Source organism: Williamsia sp. Y712 (assembly GCF_059445525.1).
Genome location: NZ_JCAIUN010000001.1, coordinates 2806270 through 2825382, shown reverse-complemented (window position 1 = coordinate 2825382; position 19113 = coordinate 2806270). Strand labels below are relative to the sequence as shown.

15 protein-coding genes are annotated in these 19113 nt (G+C 63.5%); 1 reads left to right on the top strand and 14 read right to left on the bottom strand.

Annotated elements, in window-relative coordinates:
- Positions 1–18: 18 nt before the first annotated feature.
- The 9 genes from AC1D75_RS12930 to AC1D75_RS12890 are packed head-to-tail and all read right to left on the bottom strand — an operon-like array spanning position 19 to position 9181.
- The gene (locus AC1D75_RS12930; protein WP_495515589.1) at positions 19–792 is read right to left on the bottom strand and encodes a hypothetical protein; all 774 of its coding nucleotides are present in this window, start codon (positions 790–792) and stop codon (positions 19–21) included.
- A 56-nt stretch (positions 793–848) separates the two neighbouring features.
- Positions 849–2006 carry an MlaD family protein gene (locus tag AC1D75_RS12925; RefSeq protein WP_495515588.1) on the bottom strand — a complete coding sequence of 386 codons (1158 nt, stop codon included), beginning with the start codon at positions 2004–2006 and terminating at the stop codon, positions 849–851.
- Positions 2007–2016: 10 nt separating this feature from the next.
- A complete protein-coding gene (locus AC1D75_RS12920) occupies positions 2017–3135 on the bottom strand; it encodes an MlaD family protein (protein ID WP_495515587.1) in 1119 nt (372 codons plus the stop codon).
- On the bottom strand, positions 3132–4232 hold the full coding sequence (locus AC1D75_RS12915; protein ID WP_495516073.1) for an MCE family protein: 1101 nt from the start codon (positions 4230–4232) through the stop codon (positions 3132–3134). Before AC1D75_RS12915 ends, AC1D75_RS12920 begins: the two co-directional genes overlap by 4 nt.
- A 17-nt stretch (positions 4233–4249) precedes the next feature.
- Entirely contained in the window at positions 4250–5254 is a 1005-nt protein-coding gene (locus AC1D75_RS12910; protein ID WP_495515586.1) for an MCE family protein, read from the bottom strand.
- On the bottom strand, positions 5251–6270 hold the full coding sequence (locus AC1D75_RS12905; RefSeq protein ID WP_495515585.1) for an MCE family protein: 1020 nt from the start codon (positions 6268–6270) through the stop codon (positions 5251–5253). Before AC1D75_RS12905 ends, AC1D75_RS12910 begins: the two co-directional genes overlap by 4 nt.
- Positions 6267–7568, bottom strand: coding sequence for an MlaD family protein (locus AC1D75_RS12900; protein ID WP_495515584.1), 1302 nt, complete (start codon positions 7566–7568; stop codon positions 6267–6269). The genes AC1D75_RS12905 and AC1D75_RS12900 overlap by 4 nt, the downstream gene beginning before the upstream one ends.
- A 4-nt stretch (positions 7569–7572) precedes the next feature.
- On the bottom strand, positions 7573–8439 hold the full coding sequence (locus tag AC1D75_RS12895) for an ABC transporter permease (protein ID WP_495515583.1): 867 nt from the start codon (positions 8437–8439) through the stop codon (positions 7573–7575).
- A 1-nt stretch (position 8440) separates the two neighbouring features.
- Positions 8441–9181, bottom strand: a complete 741-nt coding sequence (locus AC1D75_RS12890; RefSeq protein WP_482142155.1) for an MlaE family ABC transporter permease — start codon at positions 9179–9181, stop codon at positions 8441–8443.
- A 432-nt stretch (positions 9182–9613) separates the two neighbouring features.
- On the opposite strand from AC1D75_RS12890, the gene treZ reads away from it, so the two are divergent.
- Complete coding sequence (treZ, locus tag AC1D75_RS12885) at positions 9614–11329, top strand: malto-oligosyltrehalose trehalohydrolase (RefSeq protein ID WP_495515582.1); 1716 nt, start codon at positions 9614–9616, stop codon at positions 11327–11329.
- A gap of 100 nt (positions 11330–11429) precedes the next feature.
- Here the strand turns inward: treZ and ilvA are convergent, their stop codons facing one another.
- The 5 genes from ilvA to AC1D75_RS12860 form a co-directional block, all read right to left on the bottom strand.
- Positions 11430–12785, bottom strand: a complete 1356-nt coding sequence (gene ilvA / locus AC1D75_RS12880; RefSeq protein ID WP_495515581.1) for a threonine ammonia-lyase IlvA — start codon at positions 12783–12785, stop codon at positions 11430–11432.
- A gap of 55 nt (positions 12786–12840) precedes the next feature.
- A complete protein-coding gene (locus AC1D75_RS12875) occupies positions 12841–13278 on the bottom strand; it encodes a nitroreductase family deazaflavin-dependent oxidoreductase (RefSeq protein WP_495515580.1) in 438 nt (145 codons plus the stop codon).
- 95 nt (positions 13279–13373) lie between these two features.
- The gene (gene dnaE / locus AC1D75_RS12870; protein WP_495515579.1) at positions 13374–16925 is read right to left on the bottom strand and encodes a DNA polymerase III subunit alpha; all 3552 of its coding nucleotides are present in this window, start codon (positions 16923–16925) and stop codon (positions 13374–13376) included.
- Between the two features lie 194 nt (positions 16926–17119).
- Positions 17120–18391, bottom strand: coding sequence for a serine/threonine-protein kinase (locus AC1D75_RS12865; protein WP_495515578.1), 1272 nt, complete (start codon positions 18389–18391; stop codon positions 17120–17122).
- A gap of 51 nt (positions 18392–18442) precedes the next feature.
- Positions 18443–19111, bottom strand: coding sequence for a hypothetical protein (locus AC1D75_RS12860; protein WP_495515577.1), 669 nt, complete (start codon positions 19109–19111; stop codon positions 18443–18445).
- Positions 19112–19113: the final 2 nt, after the last annotated feature.

The window sequence follows — 19113 nt, the reverse complement described above, 5'->3', positions numbered from 1 at the left end:
CGGGGAGTACCTGTCCGATCAACCGGCCGGAGCGGGCGCCGGTGCGGGCTCGGTGGTCGGAGCCGGCGCGGTAGCGCCAGGATCCACGCCTGCGCTCGGATCCGCTGAACCGGCACCGGTGCTCGACGGACCCGGATCCATCTGGGACACCAGCCATTTCCCGTCGTGCTTCTCCAGGGTCAGCTGGAACATGCCCAGGTTGGTGACCGGGGTGGTCGCGACACTGCTGGTGCCGGTGATCTCGGCGACCACCAGGGTTGTCGCCGTATCAGTCGTATTCGACACCACACCCGACGACCAGATCTCCGGCGTGATCTTGAGTTGCATCGACGCGATGTCGGTCTGGGTCTTCTCCCGCTCGTTGAGCAGGTTGTCCCGGAAGGCACCTACGGTCAGCGGCGACATCCGATTGACGTACTCGCCGGCGGTGGTGGTGTTCATCGAATCGAGCAGCTGGGTGACGAAGTAGTCAGACGCGGACTTGGCATCTGATGCGGCGTCGAGCTTTGCCTTGTCCGACTTCCAGTTGATGCCGAAGAAGATCACGGCCCCCAGCAGCGCAACAACCACAGCACCGGCAAGGATCTTTCCGACAACCGCAACGCTGATGGTGATCTGCTTGCCGCTCTTCGTATTCGATTCGCTGATGACGCGTCCCGGCACTGCGGTGTCAGCCGGGACGTCGGCCTCAGAACCCACCACTTTGCGGCGCGGCTTCCCGGTCGGCTTCTTGCTCATCGAGACACCCTCGGTGGACTCAGCTTCGGATTCGGGCTTGTTGTTCTCGGCCATAGGGCGTTTCTACCTCATAACAATTTTCGGACGGCGGCGCGTGGTGTTCTCGCCGCTCAGCCCAACGGGGCGGTACGTGCATTCGGATCGAAGTTCGGGGGCGGTCCGGCGGTGTCGTCACCGGACGGACGTGGGGCGTTGGACGCTCCCCGGATCTGCTGTGTCTCATCCTCTGTCACGCAGTACAGATTGACCGGCACCGATGCCTCGAGGATCTCGGTCGGCGGTTCCGGCAACACCGGATACTCGCAATACGGACGTGGATAGATCGACCCGTAGGCCCACCACGCACCGTCGTGGAACATCGATTGCGAGGTGATTGCCCCGTCGCGGATCGCCGGGAACAGATTCACCAGGGCCGGAGCACGTAATGCGCCCTGCTCGGCGATGTCGAGGAACTGTGTGAGCACACCCGACAACGGATCGGTCAGCTGGTTGAGCGATCCGCTCAGGGTTGTCAGCTGCGCAGGCGCCTGGCCGAGGAAGGTACGCAACTCCTGATCCGAGGCGACCAGGGCGTCGATCAGTTCACTGATGCCGGTGGTCAGGGTACCCAGATCAGGCTGGATGTCGGCCGTGGTCTCCAGGATCGTTCCGGTGTTCTGGATCAACGTGACCGTTTCCGGGAGTACCCGATAGAGATCGGCGAAGATCACACCGCCGCTGTTGAACAGCGCCCGCAACTGGTTCTTTCCACCGCTGTCGAGCGCGACGTCGAGCTCGTCGATGGTGATGCTCAGCTTCTCCGCGTCGATCTGGCGGACCACGTCGAGCGACGACTCGAGCAACTTGGGGAACGCGACCGTCGACGACGTCTGTGTGGTCGAGATCTTGTCACCATTCGAAAAGTACGGCCCGTCAACGGTACTCGGTTGAAAGTCGACGTATTGCTCTCCGACGGCAGACAACCCGAGCGCGGCGACGTGCGAATCCTTGCTGATCTTGTATTCGGAGTCGATCACGACCGTGACCTCGACCGAGGTCGGAGTGGTCCGGATCTGGTCGACCGCGCCGACCCTGGCCCCGCGCAACGTCACGTCCGATGTGCTCTGCACACCACCGGAATTGGCGAACTCGACGGTCAGCTCGTACGTCTCGTCGAGCGGCCGCCAGCGCAGCACGCCCAGACTCAGATACCCGAGGCCCACAAGCATCACGAGTACCAGGGCGAAATTCGAGAGCATGATCTTGTGTTTCAGCAACCAGGCTGTCATCGCTGCCCCCTCACCCACAACATCCGCGGGTACCGGTCAGACGTGCCAGCACCCTGGTCAGTGTCTGTTCCAGGCTGCTGACACCGTTGGTGAGATCCTCCATCTCGGGAAGCCTGCTGCGGGAATCGGATCCGAAGCCCGGCGACAGGTACCAGACCCTGGCGGACAGGGTGGCCGCGCTACCGGGTGTCGCGTCGACCCACTTGGGGGTCAGCACCCTGAGCTTGTCGGCCAGCGGACCGAGTTCACCGGCGGCGCGACCGAACGCCTCGACGTCGACCGCGAGGTTGTTCGCCAATTCGATCGTGTTCTGGCCCTGGCTGTCCAGGAAGTCGTTGAGCGCATCGGTGACTGCCTTGGTCTTGTTCATTGTCGTCACGATCGACGGGATCTGGCCGTTGACCACGTCCAATGCCGGGCCCACCGTGCCGATCGACGCCACCAACTGATTGCGGCCGTCGGCCAGGTCGGTGGTCACTGCGTTCAACGACGCCAGCGAGGTGTCGATCTCCTCCGTGTTCATCGCAAGACGGCTGACACCGGTGGTCAGTCCCTGGATCACGCCGGTCAGATCCTCCGATTTCCCGCCGATCGCGTCAGAGAGTTCGTTGATGATCTCGGTCAGATTCTTGATCGCGCCGCCGTCGACGAACGCGGTCGCGGTCACGAGCAGATCTTCCACCGTGGCGGCCTCGGTCGTCTCCCCGGTGAGTGTGTCACCCGACGACATCAACACTGCTGAGGCGGCCTCGGCCGGCGGCAGCAACGCCACGAAAACGTCACCGAGCGGGGTTGCCTGGCGGAGCTGGGCGCCGGTGCCGACCGGCAACTCGATGTCCTTGCGCACGCGCATCGTGACATCTGCCCGGTAGTTGTTGGCGGTGATCGTCTCGACCAGGCCGACGTCGTTACCGTTGAGCTTCACCTTGGCCCGCGACGGCAGATTGAGTGCGTTGCCGAACGAACCCTTGATCTCGTAACCGTCACCGACGCCACCCGGTGCGGGCATCGGGATCTGATCGATGGTCAAGCTGGGGATCGCACCACAACCCGACAACAACATCATCGCTGCCAGGCCGGCGATCACGGTGGTCCGCAACCGCTTTCCCTCGTGTTTCACGTTTCTCATTTGCTCAACTCCACCAGTGCCGAGAACACACCGAGGTCTGGTCCGAAGCCGGTCAACCTACCCGTGCGGCAACCGTCCGCCTGCAGGTTGATCGCCTCACAGAACGTTGCGAGCAGCTCGTTGTCGAGCAGCGACTTGTCAACGAGAACCTGCGCGCGCCATGCCCGTTGTTCCGTCGACACCGAGTTCGCCAGGTTTTCGAACGCCAACGGCGCAACATCGATGGTGTCGACCAGTTGACGCGAGTAGTCGCTCAGGTTGCTGATCAATCCGGCCAGCCTGCCCATCGCGCCACCGAGGGTGTTGGTGTTCGCCTCCAGGAACGTGGCGGTGTTGTTGAGTGTCTGGTTCAACGCTCCGAGTGTGGCCTGCAGGCCGATCGACTGGTCACCCAGCATCTGCGACACCTCGGTGAGCGATGCGGAGAACGCGGTCATCTTCGGGTAGTTGTCCACCAGGGCGGTGGTCAGCTCCGACATGTTCCTGATCACCTCGACCAACGCATCACCGTTGTCCACACCAACCTGAGCGAACTTGCTCAGCTCATCGATCGCAGTCTTCATGCGCTCTCCGTTACCGCCGAAGATGCCGGACGTGATCGTCAACATGTCACCGAGTGGGCCGTTGCCATCCGGGTCGGAGGCGAACTCCTGCACCAGATTGTCGACGGTGTCGAACAGGGTGCCGATCTCCACCGGCGACTTCGCGTTCGCCAGCGTGTCACCTTCTTCGAGCTTCGCCCCTTCGACATACGGCGGCGACAACTCGACGTGCCGGGTGGTCACCAACGAGGTGTTGATGATCGCGGCGGTGGCATCGGCGGGAATCGGGATGTCACTGTCGACGGTGAACTCGACCTTGACGTGCTCGCCCTCCGGAGTGATCGACAGAACCCGGCCAACCGGCATCCCGAGCACCGAGACATCATTGTCGATATACAGGCCCGCAACGCTGTCGAAGTAGGCTGTCAGCTTGATCGACTGTCCCGCAGCATGTTTCAGGCCCTCGGGGATCAGCGAGCAACCAGAGCCCACCAAGGCCGTGGTGAGCAGGACCGCGATCAGGACAATAGTGCGGCGCACCCGTGCCCCCGTCATATGGCCATCAGTCCGTTTCAGCATCCGGCCACCACATTTGCTGCGCAGAGCCAGTTGTCGGGGAACAGACCCCACGGGAGATAACCCATCGCGTACGGACCCGAACCCGTGGTGTTCGCGATCACGCGCACCGTCAGCGGCAGCACCTCGAGCAGATGCCGCAGGTTGTCCCGGTTTTTCTCCATCCCCTCGGAGATCGTGTTCAGGTTCATGACCAGGGGCGCGAACTCGTTGTTGTTCTCCGCCGCCAGCGCCTCCATCTCGTTCGACAGCTCGGCAACGCCGTCGAGCAGGCGCATCACCATTTCCTGCCGGGTGGCGATCTTCTGTGCGAGCAGCTGACCCTGCCCGACGATCACCGACAGCTGGTACTGGGTGCTGGTGATCACATCGGTCACCGTCTCGGTGTCCTGGATCAGCAGGTTGATCTGGTCGGTGCGATCGGTGATCACCTGCGACATCTGTGTCAGCGCATCCAGCGTCTGTGTGGTGACCCCGGGCGCATCGGCCAACTGTTTGTTCAGTGCATCGACGCTGTCGGCGAGCTCGCCGGCGTTGACGCCGGCCAGCACCGGCGTGCCGCGTTCGATCGTCTTCTGCAGGTCGTAGGGCACCTGGGTGTTCGGGATGCGGGATCCGCTCAGCTGCTCGGTCGAATCCCCGACCTTGAGGTCGATGAACCGCTGACCCAGCAACGTCGAGAGTTTGATCTCTGCCGATCCGTCCACCATCACCTCGACGTCGTTGTCGACCTCCATGCCGATCTTGACGTGGTCACCGGCGAGCTCGGTCGACGACACCTCACCGACATCGATACCGGCCACCCGGACCTTGTCGCCGGTACGAATACCTCCGGCTTGCGAGAAGTCGCCGGTGTATTCACGCTTGCCGATTCCGGAGTCGGACAGCACAAACGTCGCCATCACAACAACCAGCAACGCCACTGCACCGAGCACACCAAGCCAGATGAACCGGCTGTTTCGCCAGCTCGTTCGCATGCGATCCCGATTGAACACGCTCATCGGCACACCGCCGAATGTTCTGAGCCACCGATCTGGCTGATCAATCCCGGCGGGAACAGCACCCCACCGATCGAGACGTCCAGATCGCACGCATAGATGTTCAGGTATGTGCCCTGACCCATGACCATCGGGAAGTGCACCAGGAACAGTGGCAGGTCGATGGCCAGCTGATCGAGCTTGGCGCCGACGCCGATCAGTTCGCTGGTGGTGGTGCGCAGGCCGCTGCCGATCGATTCGACATCCGGACGGATCTGACCGAGCAGCCCGCCGAGACGGTCGGTGGCACTGCCGATGCTGTCGACTGCGGCACCCAGCGCGGGCGAGTTGGCATTGAGGCCCTCGATCAGGCCGGCCAGATTGTTCACGAGCTCCTGCATCTGTTCGCCCTGCTTGCTCAGATCACCCATGACTGCGCTGAGGTTCGTGATGACGGCGGAGATCACCTGATCACGGTTGGCAAAATCAGAGGCGACCTCACCGATCTGGGCGATCGTGTAACTCAGTGAGACCTCATTGCCCTGGAATGTCTGGACCAGACTCTCCGAGAGCTGGTTGACCTGTTCCGGTTCGAGGGTGTCGAACACCGGCTGGAATCCGGCCAGCAGAGCGGACACGTCGAACGAGTCCTGAGACGGTTCCTGCAACGTCGAACCCGCCTTCATCCGCTGCTGCTCGGAATCGTCGACCAGTTCCAAGCCGAGGTATCGCTGTCCGATCAGGTTCTGATATTTGATCGATGCGCGGGTGTTGGTGAAGACCGACTGGTCGTTCTGGACCTCGAACTGCACTTCGGCACGGTTGCGGTCGAGTTCGATCGACGCCACCCGGCCCACCCGGACGCCTGCCATCCGAACGTCATCACCTTCGTGCAGACCTGCCACGTCATTGAAGTGGGCGGTGTACTTGTTCGTCTCACCGGAGACCGACCGCTCGAGCGTCGACCAGATCGTCCAGGTCAGCACGAGTGCCAGGACGGCAAAGAGACTGAACCCGATCAGCGGCTTGCGGTAACTCATCTCCCACCTCCCTGAACCTGGACGGATTGCACCAGTGGGCCCAACATCAAGGTGTCGGCCGCCGACGGCTCCCGATCCAACGCGGCCTGCAGTGTCTTGTTGTCGGTCGCGGTGGTGACCACGCCCGGCGCAGTCGCCGGGCCGGTGTCAGTGGTTGCGCTCGGCGTGGTTGCGCCGGCCGGGGTGATCGCCAGCGGACCCGAACTGGTCGGTCCGGTTGCGGTGCCGGGTCCGGTACAGCCCGGCCCGCGGGTGATGCCGTACTCCCCGCCGTTGTACACCGGGCAGTTCTGATGCTTGTACATCTGGAACGGGCTGAAGCTGACACCGATGTTGAGCAGGGGTTTGCCATTGGTACCGGTGAACACGGTCAGCACCTTGGCGGCGAGCACGTTGAGCGCACGCAGGCTCTGCGGCAGTGCATCGGCATCGACGGCAATGGCTCCGGTCATGGTGTTCAGATCGTTGACGATGCGAATCCCGCCATCACCGTTGGCCGCGAACAGTGTTTGCAAGCCGTCGATCATTCCCTGTGCAGCGGTCAGGGTGCTCACGAGTTCACGCTGGCGCTCGATGATCGTCAGCGATGGAACAACCGCACGTCCCATCGCGTCGAGGAGTTCGGGCGTGGACTCTTCGATCCCCTGCATGGACTCGTTGAAGTTGTCGAAGCCCGGCGGCGCCCCGTCGGGGAACTGCGCGTTGATCTGTTCCCAGTACTGATTGAGGGTGCCGACGAATGCGCTGAACACATTGCCACCACCACGCAGCGCCTCGGCGATCGTCGCCAGGACGCGACCGATCTCCTCCGGCGGTACCGCAGTGAACAGTTCACGGAGTTCGTTCTGCACCGACTGCAGGGCGATGGTCTCCTTGGACTCGTCCGCGACGATCTTGCTTCCGCTCGACAGATGACCGTTCGGATCGGCAGGCGGGATGAGCTCCACCGAGTTGACCCCGAAGAGGTTGCTCGGGACCGTCCTGGCGGTCACGTTGGCGGGAATACCCGGTGCCTGTTCGGGAATGATGTTGATGTTCACGTCCGACAAGCTGGTATCGGTGACATCGATCGAGGTGACCGCACCGACGATGAGCCCGTTGTAACGCACATCCGCCTGGCTGACCAGACCGTCCCCGATGTCCTCGAGACTGGCGGTCACTTCCACCTTTTCGTCGAACGCCCCCTGGTACCGCAACGCGAGCACCGCCAGGATCAGGATGAGGACGATCACGAATGCGACGCCACGCAGAAGGTACTGCGTCGCCGATGGGTTACGCCCGGTTGTGTCCACATTCATGTCGTCACCCCGAGATCCTGATGCCGGGCGACAGACCCCAGAAGACCAGTGTCAGCAAGAGATTCGCGAAGACGAGCACGATGATCGACAACCTGATCGCGTGTCCGGCGGCCACCCCGACACCCTCGGGACCACCCGAGGCAAAGAAGCCGTAGTAGCACTGGATGAACGTTGTCAGCATCACGAAGATGACCACTTTGATGACGGAATAGACCATGTCACGCGACAGGATGAACTGGTAGAAGTACGACAGATAGACACCGCTGCCCTGACCACTCTGCACCTGGAACATCACCTGGCAGGCAATGTAATTCGCGGCGAGCGAGACCGAATACAGCGGGATGATGCAGATGACGGCCGCGATCATCCGGGTGGTGACGAGGTACGGCATCGGACGGATCGCGATCGACTCGAGCGCGTCGATCTCCTCACTGATGCGCATGGACCCCAGTTGCGCGGTGAACCTACAGCCCGATTGCGCGGTGAATGCCACCGCCGCGAGCAGCGGGCCGAGTTCGCGGGTGGTCGCGAACGCCGACACGGCACCGGTCACCGGCGACATCCCGAGCAGGTTCAGCGCGGTATAACCCTCGATGCCCACCGTGGCGCCGCCCATGATGCCCAGCAGGATGATCACGCCGATCGTGCCGCCGCCGACCACGATGGCACCGTTGCCCCAGGTGACGTCGGAGAGCAGGCGCCAGATCTCTTTGCTGTAGTGCTTGAAGGCGATCGGGACAGCGCCAACCGACCGGACCAGGAACGTGACCTGGTGACCGATCAGAACCAGGATGTCGCGGGGTCCCTCGTAGACCTTCTTGCCCCACTCGACCGGCTTCAGTACCGGGGGCGTGTATTTGGAGGCAACCATCTCAGACCACCCTCGTCGGGACGAGCACGGCGAAGATCTGGGTCAGAATGACGTTGACGGTGAACAGCAGGATCACCGAATTGACGACGGCGGCGTTCACCGAGTTCGCGACGCCGGACGGTCCGCCTTTGGTGTTGAGACCGCGATCGCATGCGACCACGGCAACGATCGCACCGAATATCACCGCTTTGAGAATGGCGAATGCGAGGTCGGCCGGACTGGCAAAGGACGCGAAGGTGCCGGTATAGCTACCCGGCGTACCTCCCTGCGCGTAGACGTTGAACACGTAACCGGTGACAAATCCGATGAAGCAGACAAAACCACAGAGCAGGAAACTGACGACCATCGTCGCGAGCAGTCGCGGCGAGATGAGCCGTTGGGTCGGGTTGACGCCCATCACCCTCATCGCGTCGATCTCATCGCGAATCGTGCGAGAACCGAGATCGGCCGCGATGGCCGAACCGACGGCGCCGGCGAGCAGCAGCGAGGTCACCAACGGCGCACCCTGGCGAATCACGCCGAGGCCGGTGGCCGCACCCGAAAACGAGGTGGCACCGATCTGATTGGCGATGTTGCCGACCTGAATCGAGACGATCACGCCGACCGGGATCGCCACCAGCAAGGTGGGGATCACCGACGTGTTCGCCATGAACGCACATTGACGGATGAACTCACCGAACGGGAACCTCCGCTTGACGATGTCGACAAAGAGAACTTTGAAGACCTCGAGGAAGAGCGTCATCTGACGGCCGAAGGTCTCGAACGAGGCAACGATGTGCTCGCGGAACCACCGCGTGAGCGGTGCCAGCTTCCTGCGCGTCGCGGCAGCCCCCCCGGTGCCTGCCGTCACGGATTGTGTGATCACACCCTGCCTTCGTTGTCCCCGCCACACGTAAACGCATCGTGTGAGTTCGCTCATAGTGCCACATGGATATCGAACCACCCAACGAACACGCCTGGTCCCCCCGAAAAGCCGGTTCCGTAGAGCAACTCATGCAATACGGGACTCCGGCAAACTCACCCGAGAAATCGATGCGTGCGTAGTCACACTAGCCCAAGCCTCGATACGGATCGGCACCCGGTGCGATTGCCCGTTAACTTAGCTCATCGAGCCGGGCGCAACCAGAAGACTGCACGAACAGCGTTCTCGGCTCCGAGGACATACGGTTTGGGAGTGACAATCCTCCCGGTGTGGGCGCCTGCCGCACAGAAGATGCGTGTGATCATCGACGGAACGACCCACGAGATGCGCCCGCGCCCGGGTGGCTGGTGGGAATCTCCGGTCAGCGCCGCACCCGGCGCCCGGTACGGATACCTGATCGACGACGCCACCGAGCCACTCCCCGATCCACGTTCGGCACGACAACCGGACGGCGTCCACGGACTCAGTCAGGTCCACGAGATCGCGGAACAGGTCTGGACCGACACCGATTGGACGGGCAAGCCGGTCGCCGGAGCGGTCATCTACGAGCTGCACATCGGGACGTTCACGGCCGGCGGAACCCTGGATTCGGCGATCGACAGACTCGATCATCTGGTTTCACTCGGCGTGGAGTTCGTCGAACTGATGCCGGTCAATGCCGTCAACGGCACCCACAACTGGGGCTACGACGGCGTCGGCTGGTACGCGGTCCACGAACCCTACGGCGGCCCGGACGCACTGGTTCGGTTCGTGGACGCAGCCCACGCGCGCGGGCTCGGCGTCATCATCGACGCCGTCTACAACCACCTCGGACCATCGGGCAATTACCTCCCGAACTTCGGCCCGTATATGACCTCCGGCGCCAACTCGTGGGGTCAGGCGGTGAACCTGGACGAGGCCGACTCCGACGAGGTCCGCGAGTTCATACTCGGCTCCGCCCTGCGATGGATGGAGGTCTTCCACGCCGACGGCCTACGGCTCGATGCCGTGCACGCCCTCGTCGACCGGACCGCACTGCATCTGCTCGACGAACTCCAGATCCGCACCGACGAACTCTCGGCGCGGGTGGGGCGACACCTGTCACTGATCGCGGAGAGCGACCTCAACGACCCCCGGCTGATCACCCCGCGTGAGTTCGGCGGGTACGGTCTGGCCGCGCAATGGTGTGACGACGTCCACCACGCGATCCACACCGCGGTCTCGGGCGAGCGTCAGGGCTACTACGCCGACTTCGGCAGTCTCGAATGCCTGTCGAAGGTTCTGCGGGAAGGCTTTTTCCACGCCGGGACATACTCGTCCTTCCGCCGTCGCAGGCACGGCAGGCCGATCGACCCGATGCTGGTCAAGGCCACCTCACTGGTGGTCTACACGTGCAACCACGATCAGATCGGCAACCGCGCGGTCGGCGACCGGCCCGGCGAGTACCTGAACGCCGGACAACTCGCGGTCAAGGCGGCGCTGGTCCTGACGTCCGCATTCACCCCGATGCTGTTCATGGGTGAGGAGTGGGCGGCGAGCACGCCGTTTCAGTTCTTCACCTCGCATCCGGAACACGAACTCGGTGAGGCGACCGCGAACGGTCGCAAGGCCGAATTCGCCGAACACGGCTGGGATGCCGCCGAGATCCCCGATCCGCAGGATCCGGCGACCTTCGAGCGCTCCAAGTTGGGCTGGGACGAGGTCGGCGTCGGCGAGCACGCCCGGGTGCTCGACTTCTACCGCGCATTGATCGCGCTGCGTGCCGGCGAACCCGATCTGACCGAGAACACCTTCGATTCGGTGGCCACCGATTGGGCCGCCGACAACACCTGGTTCGCCATGCACCGCGGCGCCATCACCACGGTGGTGACGCTGACCGGGCAGTCGGTCCCCTTACCGTTCACCGGCACCGTCTTGCTGGCCTGGGAACCGCCAACCCCGGACGGCACGATGGCCGGACACAACGCGGTGATCCTGCGCCGGACCTGATCCCTCGCCTGAATACCAAACGCTCCGGTTATACGAGGATGCTCCACAAATATGTGGAGCATCCTCGTATAACCGGAGCGTTTGAGTGGTGGGGTCCGGGTCAGGTGAGGTAGCGGTAGACCGGCGATCCGGGTTCGAGACGCTCACAGGTCAGACGCGAGTTGTCCATCCGACCGAGCAACGGGCCCAGACCGTCCGGCGAACCGAGTTCCACACCGACCAGCGCGGCACCGGTCTCGCGGTTGTTGCGCTTGACGTACTCGAACAGCGTGATGTCGTCGTCCGGGCCGAGCACCTCGTCGAGGAATCCCCGCAGGGCGCCGGGTTCCTGCGGGAAGTCCACCAGGAAGTAGTGCTTGAGCCCACGATGGACCAGCGATCGTTCGATGACCTCTCCGTACCGCGAGACGTCGTTGTTGCCGCCCGAGAGCAGACAGACCACAGTCCAGCCCGGCTCGATCGGCAGGTCGTCGAGCGCGGTCACCGACAGCGCACCGGCGGGCTCGGCGATGATGCCCTCGTTTTGATAGAGCTCCAGCATGGCCGAGCAGATCGCACCCTCGTCGACATGTGTGATGTGCGAGCCGCCGATGGGCAACTTGTCGACGTCGTGATGCACCGTGCTCGCAGGCGGCAGGTCCGGATGCGAGGCGACTGTCGCGCCGGCGGCAACCATGACCTGATGCCCGATGTTCCCGATGCGCCTGACGGCAGCACCGTCGACGAACGAATCGATCTTGCTCAAGGTGACCGGACCCCCGTCGACCAGAGCTGCGGACAGCGAGACCGCACCGGTCGGTTCGACACCGACGATGCGCACCTTGTCACTGTGCGCGCGCAGATAGGTCGTGATGCCGGCCAGCGCACCACCACCGCCCACCGGCACGACCACCAGATCGGGCATCACCCCGAGTTGGGCGATGATCTCCTTGGCGATGGTGCCCTGTCCGGCGGCGGTGCGAGGGTCGTCGAACGCATGGATCCAGGTGGCTCCGGTGGCCGCGACATCGGTCAGCGCCGCGGCGGCCGCAGCGTCGTAGGTGTCTCCGACGGCGATGAGTTCGACGAACTCCCCACCGTGCCAACGAATCCGGTCGCACTTTTGTTTGGGCGTGTTGGTCGGTACGTAGATCCGGGCCCGAATCCCCATGGCGCGGGCCGCGTAAGCGACGCCCTGCGCGTGGTTGCCTGCGCTGGCGGCGACCACACCGGCGTCACGTTCGGCGTCGGTCAGCTGTGCCATGACGTTGTAGGCGCCACGAATCTTGTACGAGCGCACCGACTGCAGGTCTTCGCGCTTGATGTAGACCGTTGCGCCGGTGCGCGCGGACAACCGCTCGCAGAGCTGCAGCGGAGAGGCGACAACCACGTCACTGATGCGCTCGGCCGCCGCATCGATCGCGGCGGCATCGAGCGATGTGGCGATGGTGTTGTCGGTCGGAGATCCACTAGTCACGTCCGCAATGGTCTCACTCCACCAAAACTCGGCTCCCGCCGCCACACCTGCCCGATTACTGCGCGGGTTCGAGCACGAACACCGGGATCTGGCGATCGGTCTTCTTCTGGTAGTCGGCGTACGGCGGGTATGCCTCGACCGCGCGCTCCCACCAGATCGCCTTCTCCTCACCGAACACCTCGCGGGCGACCATGTCCTGGACCTTCGGGCCGTCCTGGAGTTGGACCTGCGGGTGGGCGACGACGTTGTAGTACCAGACCGGATTCTTCGGTGCTCCGCCCAACGATGCGACGACGGCGTACTTGCCGTCGTGCTCCACCCGCATCAGCGGGGACTTACGGAGTTTGCCGGACTTGTTGCCAACGGTGGTGAGAACCACCACTGGCATACCCTCGAGCTCGGTGCCCTTGGTACCGCCCGACTCTTCGATCTCCTCGGCCTGCTTGCGCGCCCAGTCGGAAGTACTCGGCTCGTATTCACCCTGTAGTGGCATCGATCCTCCATATGTGTTCACGTGCACGAACCGCGTGCACGAATTCCGATCAACCTCCCCCGCCGGGCCGATATTCCTGCTGCCCGGTTGGGGGTCTAAACGCTCAAACAGGACGGTCCGAGCAACGCCTTGAGGTCACCCATCAGTGCCGACGTCGGGTTGACGCGGAGCTGATCGTCGAGTTTCAGCGTGGTCTCCTTAGAGCCGCTGGTCAACCGGACGTGGACGTCGGAGGTTCCGGGATGACGGACCAGCACCTGCTTGAGCGCGCTGACCCGGTCGGCGGTGCACAACCTCGTCGGCATGATCAACGATACCGGCTTGGCGACTCCGACATGCGAAAGATCAGGCACGGCAAGATCATTCGCAGAAATCATCATGCTGTCATCGCGTAGGTTGACGCGCGCCTTCACCAACACCACCGCATCGGCGGCGATGTCCATGCCAAATGCCTGATAGGCCCGCGGGAAGAAGTAGACCTCGACGCCACCGACCATGTCCTCGATCTGGACAACGGCGTACGACTCGCCCTTCTTGTTGACACGTCGGGTGACGGCCGAGATGATGCCGCCGATCACGATCTGCGCGCCGTCTTTGGCGTTGCCTTCGAGCAGCGAGGTGATCGACGTGTCCGTCTGGGCCGAGATGACGTGCTCGACACCGTTGAGCGGATGTCCGGAGACGTAGAGCCCCAACATCTCTCGTTCGAGTGCGAGTTTGTGTTTCGTATCCCACTCTTCGTCCGGGACCTTCACCGCGAACGCATCGTCGGTGACACCGCCCCCGCCATCACCACCGGCGTCACCGAACAGGTCGAACTGTCCGATCGCCTCGGCCTTCTTGGTGCCAAGGACCGCGTCAACCGCGTCCGCGTGGACCAGGAACAAGCCCTTGCGCGGATGATTGAGCGAATCGAAGGCGCCTGCCTTGATGAGCGATTCGGTGACCTTCTTGTTGCAGGCGGTCACACTGATCTTCGCCAGGTAGTCCGAGAAGCTCGTGAAATTCGACTTCTCTTTGCGCGCTTCGATGATCGAGGCGACCACGCCGCTTCCGACGTTGCGCACCGCGGCCATACCGAACCGGATGTCCTCACCGACGGCGGAGAAGTTCTGCTGCGACTCGTTGACATCCGGTGGCAGCACCGTGATCCCGAGGCGTCGGCAGTCGGCCAGATAGATGGCGGCCTTGTCCTTGTCGTCGGCCACAGAGGTGAGCAGGCCCGCCATGTACTCGGCCGGATAGTTGGCTTTGAGATACGCGGTCCAGAACGAGACCAGACCATAGCCGGCCGCATGCGACTTGTTGAACGCGTAGCCGGCGAACGGCAGAATCGTGTCCCACAGCGCCTTGATCGCGGCCTCGGAGAATCCGTTGTCCAGCATGCCCTGCCGGAATCCGGCGTAGGCCTCCTCCAGCACCGAGAGCTTCTTCTTACCCATGGCTCGACGCAGGATATCGGCCTGTCCGAGGGTGTACCCGGCCACCTTCTGCGCGATCTGCATGATCTGCTCTTGGTAGACGATCAGACCGTAGGTGTCGCCGAGGATCTCCTTGAGCGGCTCTTCGAGCTCCGGATGAATCGGGCTGACCGGCTGCCGGTTGTTCTTACGGTCGGCATAGTCGTTGTGGGCGTTCATGCCCATCGGACCCGGACGGTAGAGCGCCAGCACCGCGACGATGTCACCGAACCCGGTGGGCTGCATGCGTTTGAGCAACTCCCGCATCGGCCCACCGTCGAGCTGGAAGACGCCGAGCGTGTCGCCGCGCGCCACCAACTCATAGGTGGCCGGATCATCGAGCGGCAATGCATCGAGGTCGATGTCGATGTTCCGGTTGAGTTTGATGTTGTCGATGGTGTCGCCGATGACCGTGAGGTTGCGCAACCCCAAAAAGTCCATCTTCAACAGACCGATGGCCTCACACGACGGGTAGTCCCAACCGGTGATGATGGCGCCGTCCTGCGCGCGCTTCCACACCGGGATCGCCTCTGTCAGCGGCTCGGACGACATGATCACCGCGCAGGCGTGGACGCCGGCATTACGGATCAGACCTTCGAGGCCGAGGGCGGTGTCGTAGATCTTCTTGACATCCGGATCGGTCTCGATGAGCGTGCGGACCTCGCTGGCCTCTTTGTACCGCTCATGGCCGGTATCGGTGATACCGGCAATCGTGATGTCCTTGGCCATGATCGGCGGCGGTAGCGCCTTGGTGATGCGGTCGGCGATCGCGTAACCGGGCTGGCCGAACTGGACGCGGGCCGAGTCCTTGATGGCGGCCTTGGTCTTGATGGTTCCGAAGGTGATGACCTGGGCGACCTTGTCGCTACCCCACCGTTCGGTCGCGTACCGCACCATGTCGCCACGACGACGATCGTCGAAGTCGATGTCGATATCGGGCATCGACACACGCTCGGGGTTGAGGAACCGCTCGAACAGCAGGCCGTACGGAATCGGGTCGATATTGGTGATGCCCAGCGCCCAGGCCACCAGTGACCCGGCGGCCGATCCACGGCCCGGACCCACCCGGATGCCGACCTCGTTGGCATGCCGGATGAGGTCACCGACCACCAAAAAGTATGCGGGGAACCCCATCTGGATGATGACGTCGAGTTCGTAGCTCGCGCGGTCGAGGTACTCCTGCGGGACCTCGCGGTTCGGGAACCGCCGGGTCTTCAGACCTTGTTCGACCTCTTTGCGCAAAAAGCTCGGCTGCGTCTCGCCTTCGGGCACCGGGAAGATCGGCATCCGGTCACGATGCTCGAAGACCTCGGAGTAGCTCTGCACCCGCTCGGCGATGAGCAGCGTGTTGTCGCAGCCGCCGGGGACCTCCTGGTCCCAGAGCTCGCGCATCTCGGCGGCCGACTTGAGGTAGTAACCGTCGCCGTCGAACTTGAACCGCGTCGGGTCGGACAGCGTTTTGCCGGTCTGCACACACAGCAGCGCTTCGTGGCTGGAGGCGTGGTCTTTGGTTACGTAGTGGCAGTCGTTGGTGACCAGCGGCGGGATACCGAGTTTGCGTCCCACCTCGAGCAGACCGTCGCGGACCCGGCCCTCGATCTCGAGGCCGTGTTCCATCAGCTCGAGGAAGAAGTTCTCTTTGCCGAAGATGTCCTGCCACTTGGCGGCGGCTTCGAGGGCTTCGCGTTCATGGCCGAGTCGCAGTCGTGTCTGGACCTCGCCGGACGGACAGCCGGTGGTCGCGATGATGCCTTCGGAATGCTCCGCGATGATCTCGGCATCCATGCGGGACCACTTGCCGAGCTGTCCCTCGATCGACGCCCTCGACGACAGCTTGAACAGGTTGCGCAGACCGGTGGCATTCTCGGCCACCATCGTCATATGGGTATAGGCGCCGCTACCCGAGACGTCGTCGCCCTTCTGGTCCCGGCTGCCCCACAGGACGCGTTTGGTGTTGAGACGCGACTCCGGTGCGATGTACGCCTCGATACCGATGATCGGTTTGACGCCCATGTCGGTGGCGACGTTGTAGAACTCACTGCCGCCGAACATGTTTCCGTGGTCGGTCATGCCGATCGCGGGCATCTCCAACCGGGTGGCTTCGGTCATCATCGGTTTGACCTTGGCGGCCCCGTCGAGCATCGAGTACTCAGTGTGGTTGTGCAGATGGACAAACGAATCCGACACGCGCTACCTCTCAATTCGAACTCTCGAACACCACGCCGACACCACCGCCGAGAGCGGGCCGCGGGCGCAAGGTCTTCAGTCTAGGCGGGGGTACCGACGAGCTCGGACAGGCGCGGCGGACACCTCGTCAGGAAGTGACGGATGTGCCTGTTGTGACGGGATGTGACCCCGTCATGCGACGCACTGTGACCCCGTCATGCGACCAGGAAGATCGCCACCACGATCGCGATGGCCACGACGACCAACCCGATCAGCAGGGCGATCATCACCGCGTTGGAATCCGAGGTACCGGCACCTGAGGCGTTGGCTCCCGATGGATTCCGGGCGGGATGTCGTGGCTGCGAGTATTGCGGCGAGACCTGGTGCGCGGGCGCCGGCTGCTGGTACGGCTGCGGTGCAGCGCCCTGCCCCGGCTGCCGGCCCATCGGCCGCTGCCCGAACGACTGGGGTCCGGCGGATTGGGTGGGCGGTGGGGTCGGGTGCCGCGGCTGCGGCGTCACCGGACCTGCCGGGTGGGAGGTCACCGATGGCCGGGCCGAGACCGACGGCGAGTATGCGGAGTGGCCCTGGCGTAGCGCCGATTGCAGCGCGTCGGTGAACTGTCTGCAGGTGGCGAACCTGTCGTCGGCCTCCTTGGCCATGGCCTTGGCGATGACCGAGTCGACTGCGGGCGGCACCGCAGGGACCATCTCGGACAGCCGCGGTACCGGCTTGCTCAGATGTCCGGCGATGACGTCGGCGGTGCCCTCACCCTTGAACGGAACCCGGCCTGCCAGCAGATGAAACGTGGTGGCCGCCAAGGAGTACTGATCTGTTCGGGCATCGACCGGCAGCCCTTTGAGCTGCTCCGGTGAGGCATAGGACAACGTCGCGAGCACCGTTCCGACGACGGTCAAGGATTCCGTCTCATTGGCGGCTTTGGCCACACCGAAGTCGGTCAGCAACACCCGCTGTTCATCGGCATCGGTGGTGTAGCCGCGGTCGATCCCGTCGCCGAACTCGCTCGACTCGTATTCCGACAGCAGGATGTTGGCCGGTTTGATGTCGCGATGCAGTAAGCCGCGCCGATGGGCGTAGTCGAGGCCACGGGCGATCTCACCGGCGATCCGGACGACCCGCTGCGGCGGCAAACCCACCTGCGCGCCGGCCTTCTCTTGCGCCCGCTGCAATTCCTGGGCACAGTCGGTGCCTGCGACGTACTGCATCGAGATCCAGAGCATGCCGTCGTTGCGGCCACGGTTGTAGATCGTGACGATGTTGGGGTGGTCCAGGCCGGCCGCCACCTCGGCCTCGCGCAGAAACCGTTTCCGGAACTGCTCGTCCTCACCGACCTGCTCACCGAGAACCTTGATGGCATCGCTGCGTGGCAGTTCGGGATGTTTGGCCAGGTACACCGCGCCCATGCCGCCACTACCGAGGGCACGCTCCACCCGGTACCCGGCAATCCAGGACCCCGGCTGCAACATGGTGACCCCTCCCACAACTCACGAATTGTCTAGGGCACACCATATAACGAGCTAGCTCGCCGGAATGGGTCCATCGTCGGGCACCGGCTCGACGACATCGACCATTGACGGGAGCAACGGAATCACGGTGAACATGCCCGCCGAGGCATCCCCTGGCAATGCCTCAACCGCCCGGACCCCCGGAGCGGTGGCGACCTGCTCCAGGACGGCGAGCCGATCGCGGACCACCAGACCGATCAGGCAACTGCACCCGGCCCGCAGCCGCGCGGCAGCCACCGCACCGACCTGCTCGGCGCGATCGGTGCCCACCGACCTGACGGTCACCTGCTCGGCACCGATCTGCTCCGACCAGTAGAAAGAATCCTTGGTGTTGCCCGCCGCGGCCCGCACAGTCGGTGTCTGAACTCTGTCGATCTGCACGTTGAAGATGTTCTGCGACAGCAACATCGACGGATATGCCGTACCCAGATCCCAGCCCTGGTCGAGTGAGTTCGCCTCCGACAACGAGATCAGCGCCCACCGGTCGGTGTCGGGTCCGGACAACGACTCCTCGGCGCGGGCCAGGTAGCCGGCGACCTGCTCCCCGTTGTCGGGGCCCAGGACGTCATCGGTGACGAGGGGCTTCGGGACCGGATTGACCACACCGACCACATACAGGCCGGCCACCAGCACCACGATCACGGCCAACAGGCCAAGTGCGGTGCGGACGGCCGAACTCATGA

Excerpts from the sequence above, each read along its gene's own strand:
- AC1D75_RS12930 (WP_495515589.1), bottom strand. The coding sequence starts at position 792 with ATGGCCGAGAACAACAAGCCCGAATCCGAAGCTGAGTCCACCGAGGGT.
- AC1D75_RS12925 (WP_495515588.1), bottom strand. The coding sequence starts at position 2,006 with ATGACAGCCTGGTTGCTGAAACACAAGATCATGCTCTCGAATTTCGCC.
- AC1D75_RS12920 (WP_495515587.1), bottom strand. The coding sequence starts at position 3,135 with ATGAGAAACGTGAAACACGAGGGAAAGCGGTTGCGGACCACCGTGATC.
- AC1D75_RS12915 (WP_495516073.1), bottom strand. The coding sequence starts at position 4,232 with ATGACGGGGGCACGGGTGCGCCGCACTATTGTCCTGATCGCGGTCCTG.
- AC1D75_RS12910 (WP_495515586.1), bottom strand. The coding sequence starts at position 5,254 with ATGAGCGTGTTCAATCGGGATCGCATGCGAACGAGCTGGCGAAACAGC.
- AC1D75_RS12905 (WP_495515585.1), bottom strand. The coding sequence starts at position 6,270 with ATGAGTTACCGCAAGCCGCTGATCGGGTTCAGTCTCTTTGCCGTCCTG.
- AC1D75_RS12900 (WP_495515584.1), bottom strand. The coding sequence starts at position 7,568 with ATGAATGTGGACACAACCGGGCGTAACCCATCGGCGACGCAGTACCTT.
- AC1D75_RS12895 (WP_495515583.1), bottom strand. The coding sequence starts at position 8,439 with ATGGTTGCCTCCAAATACACGCCCCCGGTACTGAAGCCGGTCGAGTGG.
- AC1D75_RS12890 (WP_482142155.1), bottom strand. The coding sequence starts at position 9,181 with ATGACGCTCTTCCTCGAGGTCTTCAAAGTTCTCTTTGTCGACATCGTC.
- AC1D75_RS12875 (WP_495515580.1), bottom strand. The coding sequence starts at position 13,278 with ATGCCACTACAGGGTGAATACGAGCCGAGTACTTCCGACTGGGCGCGC.
- AC1D75_RS12865 (WP_495515578.1), bottom strand. The coding sequence starts at position 18,391 with ATGTTGCAGCCGGGGTCCTGGATTGCCGGGTACCGGGTGGAGCGTGCC.
- AC1D75_RS12860 (WP_495515577.1), bottom strand. The coding sequence starts at position 19,111 with ATGAGTTCGGCCGTCCGCACCGCACTTGGCCTGTTGGCCGTGATCGTG.